The organism is Paenibacillus sp. AD87 (assembly GCF_001659845.1).
Taxonomy (GTDB): Bacteria; Bacillota; Bacilli; order Paenibacillales; family Paenibacillaceae; genus Paenibacillus; species Paenibacillus marchantiae.
Window position 1 is genome coordinate 115,209 of record NZ_LXQN01000016.1, and the last position, 15,337, is coordinate 130,545.

The 15,337-nt window shown below is 49.5% G+C and carries 9 protein-coding genes; 7 read left to right on the forward strand and 2 right to left on the reverse strand.

All coding sequences use genetic code 11. From position 1 onward, the window contains the following. Window positions 1-55 precede the first annotated feature (55 nt). From kdpA to gpAD87_RS23600, 6 genes are all read left to right on the forward strand, one after another. Window positions 56-1,735 (forward strand): potassium-transporting ATPase subunit KdpA, encoded by a 1,680-nt coding sequence (gene kdpA, locus gpAD87_RS23575; RefSeq protein ID WP_063566450.1) that lies wholly within the window; start codon window positions 56-58, stop codon window positions 1,733-1,735. Window positions 1,736-1,802: 67 nt separating this feature from the next. Then, window positions 1,803-3,947 (forward strand): potassium-transporting ATPase subunit KdpB, encoded by a 2,145-nt coding sequence (gene kdpB, locus gpAD87_RS23580; protein ID WP_231952806.1) that lies wholly within the window; start codon window positions 1,803-1,805, stop codon window positions 3,945-3,947. A gap of 36 nt (window positions 3,948-3,983) precedes the next feature. Continuing rightward, on the forward strand, window positions 3,984-4,544 hold the full coding sequence (kdpC, locus tag gpAD87_RS23585; protein ID WP_064641275.1) for a potassium-transporting ATPase subunit KdpC: 561 nt from the start codon (window positions 3,984-3,986) through the stop codon (window positions 4,542-4,544). 128 nt (window positions 4,545-4,672) lie between these two features. After that, window positions 4,673-7,012: a histidine kinase gene (locus gpAD87_RS23590; RefSeq protein ID WP_064641278.1), complete on the forward strand. Its 2,340-nt coding sequence runs from the start codon at window positions 4,673-4,675 to the stop codon at window positions 7,010-7,012. Window positions 7,013-7,020: 8 nt separating this feature from the next. Beyond that, entirely contained in the window at window positions 7,021-8,601 is a 1,581-nt protein-coding gene (locus tag gpAD87_RS23595) for an ATP-binding protein (RefSeq protein ID WP_231952808.1), read from the forward strand. A gap of 1 nt (window position 8,602) precedes the next feature. Further along, window positions 8,603-9,301: a response regulator gene (locus gpAD87_RS23600; RefSeq protein ID WP_064641280.1), complete on the forward strand. Its 699-nt coding sequence runs from the start codon at window positions 8,603-8,605 to the stop codon at window positions 9,299-9,301. Between the two features lie 89 nt (window positions 9,302-9,390). Here the strand turns inward: gpAD87_RS23600 and gpAD87_RS23605 are convergent, their stop codons facing one another. Continuing rightward, window positions 9,391-10,692 carry an alpha-glucosidase/alpha-galactosidase gene (locus gpAD87_RS23605; protein WP_064641282.1) on the reverse strand — a complete coding sequence of 434 codons (1,302 nt, stop codon included), beginning with the start codon at window positions 10,690-10,692 and terminating at the stop codon, window positions 9,391-9,393. 194 nt (window positions 10,693-10,886) lie between these two features. On the opposite strand from gpAD87_RS23605, the gene gpAD87_RS23610 reads away from it, so the two are divergent. Then, window positions 10,887-11,726, forward strand: a complete 840-nt coding sequence (locus tag gpAD87_RS23610; protein ID WP_082935324.1) for an AraC family transcriptional regulator — start codon at window positions 10,887-10,889, stop codon at window positions 11,724-11,726. Window positions 11,727-11,976: 250 nt separating this feature from the next. Here the strand turns inward: gpAD87_RS23610 and gpAD87_RS23615 are convergent, their stop codons facing one another. Further along, window positions 11,977-14,913 carry a DUF5704 domain-containing protein gene (locus gpAD87_RS23615; protein WP_082935332.1) on the reverse strand — a complete coding sequence of 979 codons (2,937 nt, stop codon included), beginning with the start codon at window positions 14,911-14,913 and terminating at the stop codon, window positions 11,977-11,979. Window positions 14,914-15,337: the final 424 nt, after the last annotated feature.

The window sequence follows — 15,337 nt, forward strand, 5'->3', positions numbered from 1 at the left end:
TGGGGCACGAAACCAGAAGCACTCGGATCGTCGATTTTAGGGAGGAAATGCGGATATGAGTAGCGGTTTATTACAAGTGGCGGTGACGCTGCTGATCATCATACTACTGGTGAAGCCAGTGGGGAGTTATCTGGTGAAGGTGTTTGACGGCAAACGAACAGGTCTGGATCGGATATTTGGCGGGCCTGAGCGATTGTTGTATCGATTGATGGGGGTGAAGGAGAACGAGTCGATGGGTTGGAAAAAGTACCTGTCAGCCGTGCTCATTTCGAACTTCATCATGCTTTTATTGATGTTTCTGGTGCTGCGGCTGCAAAAGTATTTGCCACTCAACCCGGATGGCATCGGTAATATGCCTGCGGCACAGGCCTTTAATACAGCTGCATCGTTCATGACCAACACGAACTGGCAGTCTTACACGGGTGAGAATGCCCTGTCGTATCTGTCACAGATGCTGGCCGTGACGTTTCCAATGTTCACCTCAGCCGCGACCGGCTTCGCGGTCGCTATTGCCTTCATTCGCGGCCTGGTGGGCCGACGGGATGAACTGGGGAACTTCTACGTCGACGTGGTACGGTCGATTACGAGAATCTTTTTGCCGCTGAGCTTCATTGTGGCGTTGTTCCTCGTATTCCAGGGTGTGCCGCAGACACTGGCGGGAGCGGTGAACGCAACCACACTGGACGGGGCACAGCAGACGATTAGCCGCGGGTTGGTCGCTTCGCTGGAGTCGATCAAACATTTGGGTACCAATGGTGGAGGCTGGTTCGGAACCAATGCAGCGCATCCATTTGAGAACCCCACGGCGTTATCGAACCTGGTGCATATCGTCTGCATGATGCTGCTTCCTACTGCGCTGGTTTACGCCTTCGGCATCATGGTGAACAACCGGAAGCAGGGCTGGACGCTGTTTGCGGCTATGAGTTTACTTTTCCTCGTGATGCTGACCACGGTATTTGTTTCGGAATATCGCGGTGTGCCAGCGCTGGATGCGGTGGGAATCCAAGGTAATATGGAAGGCAAGGAAGTCAGGTTTGGGGTATCCGAATCGGCGCTTTTCACAGCGGTGACTACAGCAGCTACAACCGGGTCGGTGAACAATATGCATGAGTCGCTTACCCCGCTTGGTGGCATGGTTGCACTGGCCGAGATGATGCTTAACAACGTATTCGGCGGTAAAGGAGTAGGTTTGCTCAACGGATTGCTCTATGTGATTCTGGCTGTGTTTATCTGTGGGTTGATGGTTGGGCGGACCCCTGAATTTCTGGGCAAAAAAATTGAGGGTAAGGAAGTGAAGCTCGCGTCTATCGCGCTGCTTGTTCATCCTTTGATTATTCTGGCTCCGACCGCGCTGGCGCTTATGCGTCCTGAGTCTGTCGCTTCAATTTCGAATTCAGGCATGCATGGTCTGACCGAAGTGTTATATGCCTTTGCATCCGGAGCTGCCAATAATGGATCGGCGTTTGCCGGACTGAATGCCAATACGGACTTTTACAACATCGCCATTGGTGTGGTAATGCTGCTTGGAAGATACATTTCCATGATCGCGATGCTCGCCATTGCCGGATCACTGGCCACCAAACGGGTTGTTCCCGTAACAACGGGTACATTGCGTACGCACACGCCTCTTTTTGCAGGTATTTTGGTGATGATGATTGTGGTAGTTGGGGCGTTGACGTTCTTCCCATCACTGGCGCTTGGACCGATTGCAGAACATTTGGCGATGATTCGATGATGAACGGTACAGTGATCGGATATGGGAATAGGAGCAAGGACGTAAAGTGCGGAGGTGGATTATCACAATGAATGTAGTAGAACGAAAGAAGGAGCAGACGGTGGAAGGATTAGACAGAGGCACGATCAGAACCCAGGGTAAAGGAACGAGAGGTACGGACACGGATCCCGGTACGCCCAAAAGAAGCAAAACATTAAGTCGGGATATTCTGCTTCAGGCATCTCTGGATGCCTTCAAGAAGCTGAACCCGGTCGTCATGATCAAAAATCCGGTGATGTTTATCGTCGAATTCGGCACACTCATCACATTGCTGTTATGTATCAATCCGGATCTATTTGTTGCATCCGAGGCAGGGCGAGGGTACAACATCGCGGTGTTTATCATCCTGTTGTTCACGTTGCTGTTTGCCAACTTTGCTGAAGCACTGGCAGAGGGACGGGGTAAAGCTCAGGCAGATACGCTACGGAAGACGAAATCGGACACGACTGCGAAGCTGGTACAGAAAGACGGAACCATCAAGCAAGTGTCTTCGACCCAGTTGAAAAAAGGAGATATCGTCCGTGTAGAAGCAGGCGAACTGATTCCCACGGACGGTGAGATTATTGAAGGGCTGGCCTCTATCGACGAGTCCGCCATTACCGGGGAATCGGCTCCAGTAATCAAGGAGGCGGGCGGTGACTTTTCCTCCGTTACAGGAGGCACGCGGGTTACTTCCGACTATATCGTGATGCGTGTGCAGACCGATCCCGGGGAGTCGTTCCTCGACCGAATGATCTCACTCGTTGAAGGCGCACAGCGCCAGAAAACGCCGAATGAAATTGCGCTGACCACACTGCTCGCCGTGTTGACCCTGATATTCCTGATTGTCATCATGACCATGGTGCCAATGGCGAACTATTTGGGCATCCGGCTCGATCTGGCTACGCTTATCGCATTGCTTGTCTGTCTGATTCCGACGACGATTGGCGGGCTGTTATCCGCGATCGGTATTGCGGGCATGGACCGGGTCACGCAGTTCAACGTACTAGCCATGTCGGGTAAAGCGGTGGAAGCGGCAGGTGATATTGACACGCTAATTCTGGACAAAACCGGAACAATTACGTACGGCAACCGCATGGCCTCAGAGTTTATTCCCGTTCAGGGCGTATCTGCACAGGAGATGACCCGGGCTGCGCTGCAAGCTTCCGTAGTCGATGAGACACCGGAGGGACGCTCGGTTGTTGAATTGGCTGGCAAGCAGAGTGAGAACTGGGCGGAGACAGAATATGCAGATGCAGAACATGTGAACTTCACCGCTGAGACCCGAATGTCGGGTCTGAATCTAAGCGGTGGGAAGCAGATCCGCAAAGGTGCGGTGGATGCGATCAAACGCCATATTTCCTCCCGTGGAGGACGGATACCCGGCGATTTGGACGATATAGCTAACCGAATTGCAAAGGCTGGGGGTACACCGCTTGCTGTTGCGATTGATGACCAGATTTATGGTGTGATCTATCTGAAAGATACAGTGAAACCAGGGCTGAAAGAGAAGTTTGCAGAGATGCGAGCCATGGGCATCAAGACGATCATGTGTACAGGGGATAATCCCCTGACGGCGGCGACCATTGCGCTGGAAGCGGGCGTGGATGATTTTATTGCCGAGGCCAAGCCTGAAGACAAGATTACCGCGATCAAAAAAGAGCAGCAGGAGGGTAAGCTCGTCGCCATGACCGGCGACGGCACCAACGATGCTCCTGCTCTGGCGCAGGCCGATGTCGGCCTCGCGATGAATTCGGGCACCATGGCGGCCAAGGAAGCGGCCAACATGATTGATCTGGATTCCGACCCGACCAAGCTGTTGTCGGTGGTCTCCATTGGCAAGCAGCTGCTTATTACCCGCGGCGCACTGACGACATTTTCGATATCCAATGATATTGCCAAGTATTTCGCCATCATTCCGGCCATGTTTATTTTAGCCATGCCGCAGCTTCAAGCACTCAATATTATGAATCTCGCTTCACCGCAGTCCGCGATTCTGTCAGCGCTGATCTTCAACGCCATCATTATCCCACTGCTAATCCCGATCGCCATGCGGGGTGTGAAATATCGGGCTATGTCCGCGGAGCGGCTGCTTGGACGAAATGTGTTCATCTATGGTGTGGGCGGTGTAATTGTACCGTTTATCGGTATTAAGCTGATTGATCTGGTACTGTCGGGGCTTCATCTGGTGTAATGGTACAACTAATAATAAATTCAGGATGTGATTCATATGAAACAGGTACTGCCCGCCATTCGGTTGTCTATTGTGCTTATGCTGATTTGCGGTATTATCTACCCGTTGGTTACAACTGGAGTGGCACAGCTGCTCTTCTCAAATCAGGCGAACGGCAGTCTGATCACACAAGGCGGGAAAACCATCGGTTCGTCGCTGCTGGCGCAGGAAGTGAAATCGCCGGGGCTGTTCCAGCCCCGGGCATCGAATGCCAATTATGATGGAACTGCTTCGGCAGGTTCCAATCGCGCCGTGGCTTCGGAGGCGTATATAGTTGAAATGAAGGAAAAGGTGGCTCAGCTCAAGCAAGAGAATCCGGGCTTGCAGCAAATTCCTGCAGATCTCGTGACAGGTTCCGGTTCCGGTCTTGACCCCGATCTGTCACCGGAAGCGGCAAAAGCACAGATTCCCCGGATTAGCCAGGCAACGGGCCTTGGTGAGCAAGAGCTTGCCAAGATCGTCGAGGAATATACACAAGGGCGACAGCTAGGCATTTTCGGTGAGCCGCGTGTGAATGTGACCGCTCTGAATCAAGCGTTGACGGCTGAGCTGAAATAACAGGCATCGTGTTGGATAGATCCACGGGGAATACAACTTCCCTCGGTTGTTCGTATCAGGCCTTCTTCCGAGCTTCGGAAGGGGCTTTCTCCATTTTAAGTAAAGGTTATGTTGGGGGAGTGAACAGGATGGAAGACAGCTTCAAGCGGAAGTCCCCGGAAGACATCTTGAAGATGATCACGAAGCTGCAGCAGGGCACCTTGAAGATATATATCGGTCCGGTCAGCGGTTCGGGCAAAACGTATCATATGCTTAGGGAAGGAAACACATTACGCCATCAGGGGATCGATGTGGTTATCTGCGCTGTGTCGACCATGCAAAGACCGGAGACCGTGGAGCAGCTCGGCGAGTTGGAGCGGATTCCAAGCATTCACTGGTCTCGCTGGAAGGATGGCTTGGAAATGAAGGATTTGAATCTGGATGCCTTGCTGGCACGTAATCCGGAGGTTGTGCTCGTTGATGGGCTTGCTCATAGAAACCGAAAAGGGGCGCGTCATGCAACCCGACTGGAAGACATTCAGTATTTGCTGCGACACAACATCAGTGTCATTACAACGGTGAATGTGTATGAGCTGGAGGGATATACGGAGCTTGCACGCCAGCTAACGGGAATTGCAGCAGAGCATACCGTGCCTGCCGATACCCTTGAACTGGCCGATGAAGTGAAGCTCATCGATGTAACTCCTGAAACCGTATTAAGCCGCCTTGCCGAGGGACATCTTCGGGGACATGAAGGTGAAGCGGTGTTTCGGCATGGCAATTTGGGCATTTTGCGTGAACTGGCTCTTCGACTTGTTGCGGAAGGGGTCAACGAATCACTGCGTGAGCACCGGGAAGAGATGGGAATTACGGTTACGACAGGCATCATGGAACGCATTTTGGTATCCACCCAATATCACTGGAACGGGTCCATCTATATTCGGCGCGGACAGCAGATTGCGAAGAGATTAAACGGGGATCTGCATGCCGTGACCTTTCGCAATATGAAGCAGCCGCTATCCAAGGAAGCTACTGTTTTTCGTCGCAACATGATTAAACTTGTGGAGAAATTCGGGGGACAGTTTGAGGAATTGCCTGTATTACACCGCCGTAACATTCCATCTACGCTTGCACGCTACGCAGTCCAGCATCAGATTACCCGTATTGTTATGGGACACTCACGGCACAGTCGCTGGCAGGAGCTGTGGCGGGGATCATTTGTTAATTCATTGCTGCGCAGAGTGCGGGGTGTCGATCTGTTTCTGCTTGCCGATCGGGCACAGCATGAGGGCGAGCGGGTACTTCCGACCCGATTGCCGGATACAGAGACGCCAACATATCGCAGGTTAAGTGAGCAGGAGATGAAGGCACAGATTGGTCAGATTCAGCGTGGCAAGTTCAAGGTATACATCGGAGCTGCGCCAGGTGTGGGAAAAACCTATATGATGCTCCGGGAAGGCAATGATCTGCTCCGCAAAGGCATCGACGTACGGATTGGTCTGCTGGAGACACATAATCGGGCGGAGACGGTGGAACAGATCGGCCAATTATCCATCATTCCACGAGAGCAGCGGGTGTACCAAGGGGTGCAGCTCGAGGAAATGGACACTGATGCCATTCTTCGTCTATGTCCTGAAGTGGTATTGGTGGATGAGCTTGCGCATACGAATGTCCCGGGAAGCACGCGGCAAAAGCGTTACGAAGATGTGCAGATCCTGTTGGATGCGGGCATCTCTGTCATCACTACCGTGAATGTACAGCATCTGGAAAGTCTGAACGATGCGGTGGAACATATTACGGGAATTCGAGTCCGAGAGACCGTGCCGGATCAGATTTTACAAATGGCAGATGAGGTCCAACTTATCGATGTTGCCCCCCAAGCCTTGCGGCAACGCATGCGGGAGGGTAAAATCTATGCAGCAGCCAAGGTGGAACAAGCGCTTGGTCATTTTTTTCGCATTGGTAATCTGATTGCCTTACGGGAACTTGCCCTGCGGGAATTGGCCGATGATGTGGATGAACGCCTCGAATCACAGGAGCGCAAAAGTGCACTTCGCGGTCCCTGGCGCAGACAGGAGGCGGTCTTTGTCTGCGTAAGCAGTGATGAGCATGCGGAGCGGCTGATTCGCCGCGGATTTCGTACAGCCTACCGGTTAAAGGCGGTCTGGCATGTGCACTATGTTCATGTAGGTGAAGTCATGAGTGATGAAGTGAAATGCCAGTTGGAGGAGCTGGAACAGCTGACCGTTCGACTGGGCGGCAAATTTCATATTCATCATAGCCAGAGGCTGAGAGATGTGCCTGGTATTTTGGCGGGTAAAGCTTCTGAAGAAAAAGCAACGCAGTTGGTGGTTGGTCAAGCGAGACGAGTCTGGTGGCTGAATGGCTATCGTGGAAAGGGAACGGTGGTCAGCAGGCTGGTGCGGTTATCCAGACATATGGACGTATTGATCGTTGCGGACTACGATTATGATCTGAGCGGGATGTGAGATGTGCTGTGTCTGAACGAAATAAAGGGGAAGACTTCCGGCTGAAGCTGAACCGTGTTCCCAAATATATATGGGTAACCCTTGGAATCACATTGCTAACCATTCTGCTTCATGCGATAGGGATTAGTGATGACCTGGTTAACGTGGGGTTAATTTATCTTTTTCCGGTATTGGTCAGCGCTGTGTACTGGGGAATGGGTCCGGCCATATATGCAGCAAGTCTTAGCGTTGTTGCCTTTGACTTCTTTTTTGTTCCCCCGTTTCTCAGTTTTACGGTTGAAGATTTGCGATATATGTTTTCTTTTATAGTGTATTTGGCAGTGGCGGTATTAACGGCGAGTCTGGCGGGGCGCCTGCGGCAGCAGCTAGAGGTGGTAAAACAACGCGAGATTACGACGAATTCGCTATATGCTTTAAGCCGTCAGATGACGGCTGTTACAGATTTGCATACTCTACTCGGCAACATTGTGAGACAAGTGTCACTGACACTTGGGGCTCCGGCGGCAATATATCTCCCGAATGCTCAAGGCGAACTTCAGGTTACCTCCTCTTCGGAGGATTCGGATTCAATAGCCTGGGGTGAAGGGGAAGCTGAAGTCGCTATTGCCAAATGGGTGTATAAACATGGCGAAATTGCCGGACGCGGCTCCTCCAGCCTGCGGGAATCGTCTGGTCTGTATGTGCCGCTGCGTACAGAAGACCAGACACATGGGGTGCTTGCTGTGAATCTGGAATCCAGCGATCTTCAGGAGCAGCGGGAAGAGCTGCGTTTGCTGGAAGCGTGTGGCGGGCTGGCAGCAAGTGCCATTGCCCGTGTCAAGCTGGCTGAGGAAGCGAGACTCGCGCAAGTGACGGCTGAATCGGAACGAATTCGCACCGCTTTGCTGGACTCGGTGTCCCATGAGCTACGGACACCCCTTACGGCCATCATTGGTTCAGCGACAGGTTTGCTGGAGAATGATTCTCTTTTTACCCCGGAGGATCGAAAAGAACTGACAGGCAATATTCGGGATGGAGCGCTTCGCATGAACAGGCTGGTAACCAATTTGCTGGGCATGGTGAAGCTGGAGAGTGGCATGTTGCAGCTGCGCAGAAAATGGTGCGACGTGGGCGACATGATCGGCATTGTGCTAACCCAGGTTCAACAATTCATCCAGCACCGTCGCATTCGGGTTGAATTGCCCGATCAGCCGCCGTTTGTATCCGGGGATGAGGTTTTGCTGGAGCAGGTTCTGGTCAACGTCATCAGCAATGCCATCAAATATTCACCAGAGGACAGTGAAATCGTCATTACGGTGAAGGTGGATGAGCGGCATGGACGAATGACTATTGTGGTGGCTGATTCGGGTGTTGGGATTCCGGAAGCAGAGCGCGAGCGGGTGTTTGAGAAATTTTATCGATCCGAATCGTCAAGGCATGTGACAGGTACGGGACTCGGGCTTGCCATCTGTAGAGGAATCGTCGAAGTTCACGGAGGTACGATTACCGCAGAACCGAATCCGGGAGGCGGGACGCGGGTATGCATCTGTTTGCCAACAGAGGAACCCGAAGCATCATTCCCGTATATGGGACAAGGAGAGGAAGAATGACATGACGGCACCGCAAGGCGCGCGTATATTAATTGTGGATGATGAACCACAAATCCGTAAACTGCTGAAGGTTACGCTTCAGGCGCATCAATTTGAGATTCACGAATGCGCCGACGGCGAAGAAGCGGTCATTCAGGCGAGCATTGTACATCCTGATCTGATTGTGCTTGATCTGGGCTTGCCCGGTATGTCCGGAATGGATGTACTTCAGCGGATTCGGGAATGGTCGCAGGTACCAGTCATTGTACTGACTGCAAAGGAACGCGAAGAGGATAAAATTGCTGCACTTGATGGCGGGGCGGATGATTATGTCACTAAACCGTTTGGCATGGGGGAGCTCGTTGCCCGTATTCGGGTTGCCCTTCGCCATGTGGCCAAAACTACAGATGAGCCGGTATTACGTTTTGGTTCGCTTACCATTGATTTGGCCCAGAGACAGGTCGATTTGGATGGATCACCCGTAAAGTTAACACCAACTGAGTATGAAATGCTGAAAGTGCTCGCAACCCATGCAGGCAAAATTATTACCCAACGCCAGCTGCTGCAACAGGTGTGGGGAGGGCATCATCATGAGTCGGACAGCCATTACTTGCGGGTATATGTCGGTCATCTGCGCAAAAAATTGCAGGAAGATCCCACGCGTCCACGTTTTATTCAGACCGAGCCGGGAATCGGCTATCGTTTTCTGCTTCAGGATTAGGCTGGGAAACAAGATGAAAGCTCAAAAAAGCACCAGCCCCTCCCTGCTGAGAGGAGACTAGTGCTTCTGAATTGCAAACAATGAACTTCTTATGACGTGTACTTCGGCAACCAGTCGCCATGAGCTTCGATCAGTTCATCACACATGGAGACGATATCATCGATGGACAGCTCGGCAGCTGTATGCGGGTCAAGCATTGCGGCATGATAGATGTGCTCTCTTTTGCCCGTAATCGCCGCTTCAATGGTCAACAGCTGGGTGTTAATATTCGTACGGTTCAATGCCGCAAGCTGCGGAGGCAGGTCCCCGATATACGTCGGGCTGATACCTGATCCATCAACAAGACAAGGCACCTCAACACAGGCTTCACGAGGCAGGTTGGTGATCAGTCCGTTATTCATGACATTACCGCCGATTTTGTAAGGGCGATCCGTCTCCATGGCCTCCATAATATGCGAAGCGTATTCGCGGCTGCGCGTATGTTCAATATTTTCGCTGGATAACAGCTTCTCACGCATTTCTTTCCAGCCTTCAATCTGGTTCACGCAGCGGCGCGGATACTCATCCAGCGGAATATTGAAGCGTTCGATCAGCTCCGGGTAGTTTCGTTTGATAAAATAAGGATGGTACTCGGCATTATGCTCGGAGGACTCGGTTACATAGTATCCAAAACGCTGCATCAGCTCATAACGCACCATGTCATCATGCTGCTCTTTCTGCTTTTCCTTCGCCAGACGTTTAATCTCCGGATACAGATCCTGACCATCGCGTGTCACTTCCAGCAGCCAGGCCATATGGTTGATACCTGCAACTTTCGCGACCACACCCGTCTGATCAATCCCCAGTGCATCAAACAGATGCGGCACACACACCTGTACACTATGACACAGACCAACGGTTTTAATTCCGCCATGCACGTTCATGACATTTGTCAGTACCGCCATTGGGTTGGTGTAGTTCAGGAACCACGCATCAGGGCACACTTCCTGCATATCCCGTGCAAAATCGAGCATCACCGGAATCGTCCGCAAATTACGGAAAATCCCGCCAATCCCAAGCGTATCGGCAATCGTCTGACGCAATCCATATTTCTTCGGAATCTCAAAATCCGTAATAGTACATGGATCATATCCGCCCACCTGAATGGCGTTAATCACATATTTGGCTCCGCGCAGTGCTTCCTTGCGGTCGGTATAAGCTTTGATGGCACATTGGCTTCCGAGCGAACGGGCCATACTGGTAAGCAAACGCTCTGAGTCGCTTAGGCGTTCAGCATCAATATCGAACAACGCCAGCTCAAAATCCTGAAGTGCTTCGGTCATCATAACGTCACCCAATACATTTTTGACAAAAACGGTGCTTCCCGCACCGAGGAACGTAATTTTGTTCATCTCAAGTTCAGCCTCCCTGAATAAATGGTGTACCTCCAATATAGGAGGATTGGGCTTATATAACTATGGCTCAACCTCTCTGAAACATGGCATAATCCCATTTTTGGATTCGCTTACAGCTAATAATTCATCTATTTACCTGTTATAATTTTAGTGAAGAGATTGCCTGTTGTGGTGAACGGGGGGAGTGTGGAATGTTGAAATTAATCGAAACGAACGTGGTTCCTATGGATTTGACGCAGATGGAATTGGTACTGTTATTTTTCGGTTGGCAGGCATGTGATCCTTCGCATTATTGGGGGCCTGGTGTTCGGGATGCCTACATTGTTCATTACATTCATGAAGGACAGGGCACTGTGTTTATGACGGATCAACAATACGAGCTTACACAAGGTCAAGGCTTTGTGATTCTTCCGGATACGCTTATTCATTATGAAGCAGATGCGAAGCAGCCATGGACTTATTCCTGGTTCGGGTTCAAGGGTGTTCATGCCAAGGCATTCATGCAGCGGGCTCACATCAGTCCGGAACATCCTGTATTTGAGGCCAGAGATTCAGACACATTCGATCGTCTTTATACGGAGATGGTTCAAGCATCAACACGTACCGGGGGAGATGTGTTCAACCAGAGCCTGCTGTACCGGCTGATCGCCGAATTGATTGCATCTTCTCCCGCAGAAGAGCAGCTGCAACGGCCACTGTCCACTAAAGAGGAATACATCAGGCAGGCCATTCAATTTATGGAGAACAGGTATAGTCAGAGAACTTCAATTCTAGATATTGCCCGAGCCGTAGGTTTGGATCGCACATATCTGTCAGGGCTTTTCAAGGAGAGGTACGGCAAGTCATTACAGGCTTTCTTTCTCGAATACCGGCTGAATCGTGCAGCTGAACTGCTGCAGCATTCAGCCCTGTCGGTTAGTGAAGTGGCCCACTCTGTGGGGTATACAGATCCATTACTGTTTTCCAAGATGTTTAAGCGAGTGACGGGTGTGTCTCCGAAAGGGTCCAGAAGCATGGAACAGGGAGATTAGTCTTCATAATGCTGGGAACGTTTGTGTGGGTTAGAAAGAATACAGCGTGGTAGAGGATTTATTTGTAAATAAACATTATGATCTCATCAGGCTCTCCTTCAACTTTATCGGAAGGTGGGTGTGATACGATATTTTTTATAAAATCACTGAATCACGAGATAGATGTCTTGATGAAGTTCGAAAGTTTAAATTCAAAAGGGTTGCTGCAAAGTCATGTTCATGACTTATTAAGCAACCCTTATTTTGATTATTAATGCGGTACTTGGGATTGGAAATCGTTCCGGCTGGACTGATCTGCGTGGTAAAAGACCACATCCCCATCCTTTACAGGCCATTTTTTGCCTTGGCTGTCTACAGGAATGTTACTGAAGCCCTCCATTTGCCACTGATTCATTAATGGTGCATGAATGTATTGCAGATGCGGCGCATCCGTATTGCCATTCCTTACTGTCTCCAGATTGAAGTTAACCACGATATAACCGTTCTTTAGAAATACAGCGGCCTTTTCATCCAATTGATTTTGTCTGGCAAGCGGTTCAAGACTGGTTCCCTTCGGCACGGCGTAGACATCTGCCGGAAGACTATATTCCCCATACCAACGCTGGATGGCTGCATTGGCTCGGTCCGCATTCACCCCAGTAGGGATGTTTGTCTTTGGTCCAATTAATGTGCGGATCGGAGCCGACAGGATCATCCAGTCATAGCGTCCAACCCAGGTTTTCTGGTGAGAAGTCTGATCCACCAGTCGGACCATAAAATCAGCCAGTGTAGTTTGACTCTGTTCCTCGGCTGTCAGCTCATAGGTATACTGGTAACGCGCAGTATCGCCAAGCTCCGTGCCGGGTACATTCCGTAGACGCGAATTAAGAACGACAAACCGCTTCTCCAAATCCTCCGCAGATCCGATACGAATCAGTCGTTCCTGACCTCGGTGGTAGTACAGATCCACTTCCTGTCGCGAGGAGCCATCTTTACTCACGAAATAGAAGGTCGGTGTGATCCGAACACCATCCTGTTTACCAAACATGTTGCCTTTGGTTTTCAGGTCAAACTTGATATGGTATCCGGTTTTCACAGCCAAATTGCGAAACCCTTGAACCGGATGGCTCCCTGGACGTATAGGCAATACGAACGGTGCAAGAGTTCCTCGTGGATCCCCATCAATACGATTTAATCCTGTCCAATAGCTAATCCCCGTAGGTTCCGAGCTGCCAAGCTGCTTGCGAAATACATTTTCCCAGTTATAGTCCGATATATCAGTGACGTGAAAATCATACAAACGTCCGATGACTTCCACAGGGACCGTATCTGAGGCGACATGGTGCGCCAGATTGGTGTTGGCATCCGGTTGCTCAGTGAATGTCGCTGGTGCATTCTCCGCAATATTGCGGAATTCGACTTGGTAGTTGCCCTCATCCACCCAAACCGGTAGATAAAAGGTGGTATCCAACTGATTCACCGGAATATCTACCCATGTCTTGGTAGGGATAAACTGGCTCCGGTCTGCGTTATAGACATCAAACGGGAAGCGAACCTGTTTGAGGCGAAAATATTTAGCATAGTCACGATTACCATAACCCGGGTAACTTGCTACGTCCAAATGCTGTCCTGATGTGGAAATACGCACGATAAATGGTCGTTCCAGAATCAGTGCTGAACGAGTGGTATCTGGAATCGTCTTCTGATTGTGTGGTTGATCATCCGAGACTAAGGCATAGTTGACGACAGGGGTATGAACCGTAACGGTGTTGATGCTATTAATCGGTAACACTTTGTTTGAACCACCGTTTACGTTTCCCGGTATTAAATCGTAATGGATCTCACCAGAACTGGTCGTATTTTCTTTATTCAGGAGTGTATTGCTGATCATGTTATTGGACTTATACAGAACATCCTGTCCGATGGTCGTTGGATTAGGAATATTCGTTGGGATTGGGCCATCTTTGGTTGTTTCTGCATCATCCATAATCTTGGTGTTATTGAATTTAACTAAGTCATTATTCACTTTACTCTGAGGTGTGTTTGACTCGGCCATTCCTTTTAATCGAGAAGTATCATCAGGCACATCCGGGGGTGAATTCAAACCACCTGTTAATTTGGGTGGCGTATATGAGATTGCACTCGTTTGGCCTGGCTTTACATGTCTTTCTACAGCTTTATCATTTTTGGACTCTAAAGTTGGTGGTATGTATCCTGAAGGCGTCATCGTGACCGTTTCACCAGGTAAAGCGTAATTTTTCATCGTTGCTTTAGCAATCTTGTACACTTCAAGATTGTTAATTTTCCAGTAAGAGTAGTCCCTTGTGATCTGGAAGTTGTAAGGCTGAGTTACGCTATCCCCTGTTTTAATTGGTGGGCCAGGGGAACAAGCTCCTTTAGGTGGACAAACCTCTGGGCCGGGTATAGTCCATTCTCTGACATAGGTTATCGTAACGTTACAATCATACGTTGTTTTCCCCGTCATTTTGGCCCATGCTTGTTTGAACAGGTAGTTGTCTGCAAATGCATTGGTGTACAAAGATTCAGATGTAGGGATCCCTTTTAACACATCGAATTTTTCAGCGCCTCTATTATCTGCTTTAATTACTCCATTCGCATTCGGATCCAAATCACTCATGTTCATCGTGGTTCCTTGAGAAGGTGGTCCGATGTTTGGTGTACAGGATCCGCCACCACCGTTGTTACCACCATCATCGCCTGGATCTTCCTCTACACCCACAACTGTAGTCGTAGTTAACTCGAAATCATCCTTCTCCCACAATACTGTTATAGTTGTTGTCCCTTTAGCGTCAGCTGAAACGAGGCCAGATGAACTTACTGTAGCCACTGAAGGGTTGGAAGAGGTCCATGTTGTTTTACCATTGCCACTATTCACATTGGTTTCAGCACCAAAGCTTCCATCACCTGTTTTGGTTTTAACTGTTGCATTTAATTGTTTTTTTTCTTTAAGTTGAAGTTGTCCACCGTTTGTCAGATTGATTTCTTTGGTGATCTCGGCTAATGCTTTCCAATATAAATCTGTGTTAAATTGATAGTCAGCATTCCATTTGGGTGGATTATATTCTTCAGTTTTGATAGGTGCAATTGCGCCACCGATTTGCGTGGTGAATTTTGTGTTACGACCAGTAAACGATTCAACAGAAACCAGAATGGGTTCTCCTGGAAAATAATAGGCTGTATTATCCATGTAGTGAGGCTCATTAGACTTATCAGTTATTTCTGCAGTAGAACGCTTTTCACCTGCTTTATCAAAGTACTCAGTCGGAATATATACATCTTTATTCAAATTAAGATCGACACAGATTGTTGAAGATACCGGAAGATTTTTTGTGCGATCGTTTTCTATTTCGAAGTTGTTGCACTGGCCATCTACTTTCCATCTTAGGCTATCAATTTGGTATATATAGACTCCGATATTGGTTTTCCTTTTCCCTTCAACAGGGATAACTTTTTTTTGTGACTTCGCAGGTGTAGAAGGCTCCATATGGAATGTTTTCAACTCTGGTTTAGTTCCTGGCCCCCCACCTGCATGGACTTGAGTTATTGATGATACAAATACTACGAGTGACAGCACGAACAACATCAATTTTTTAATAGATGTTTTTTGCCCC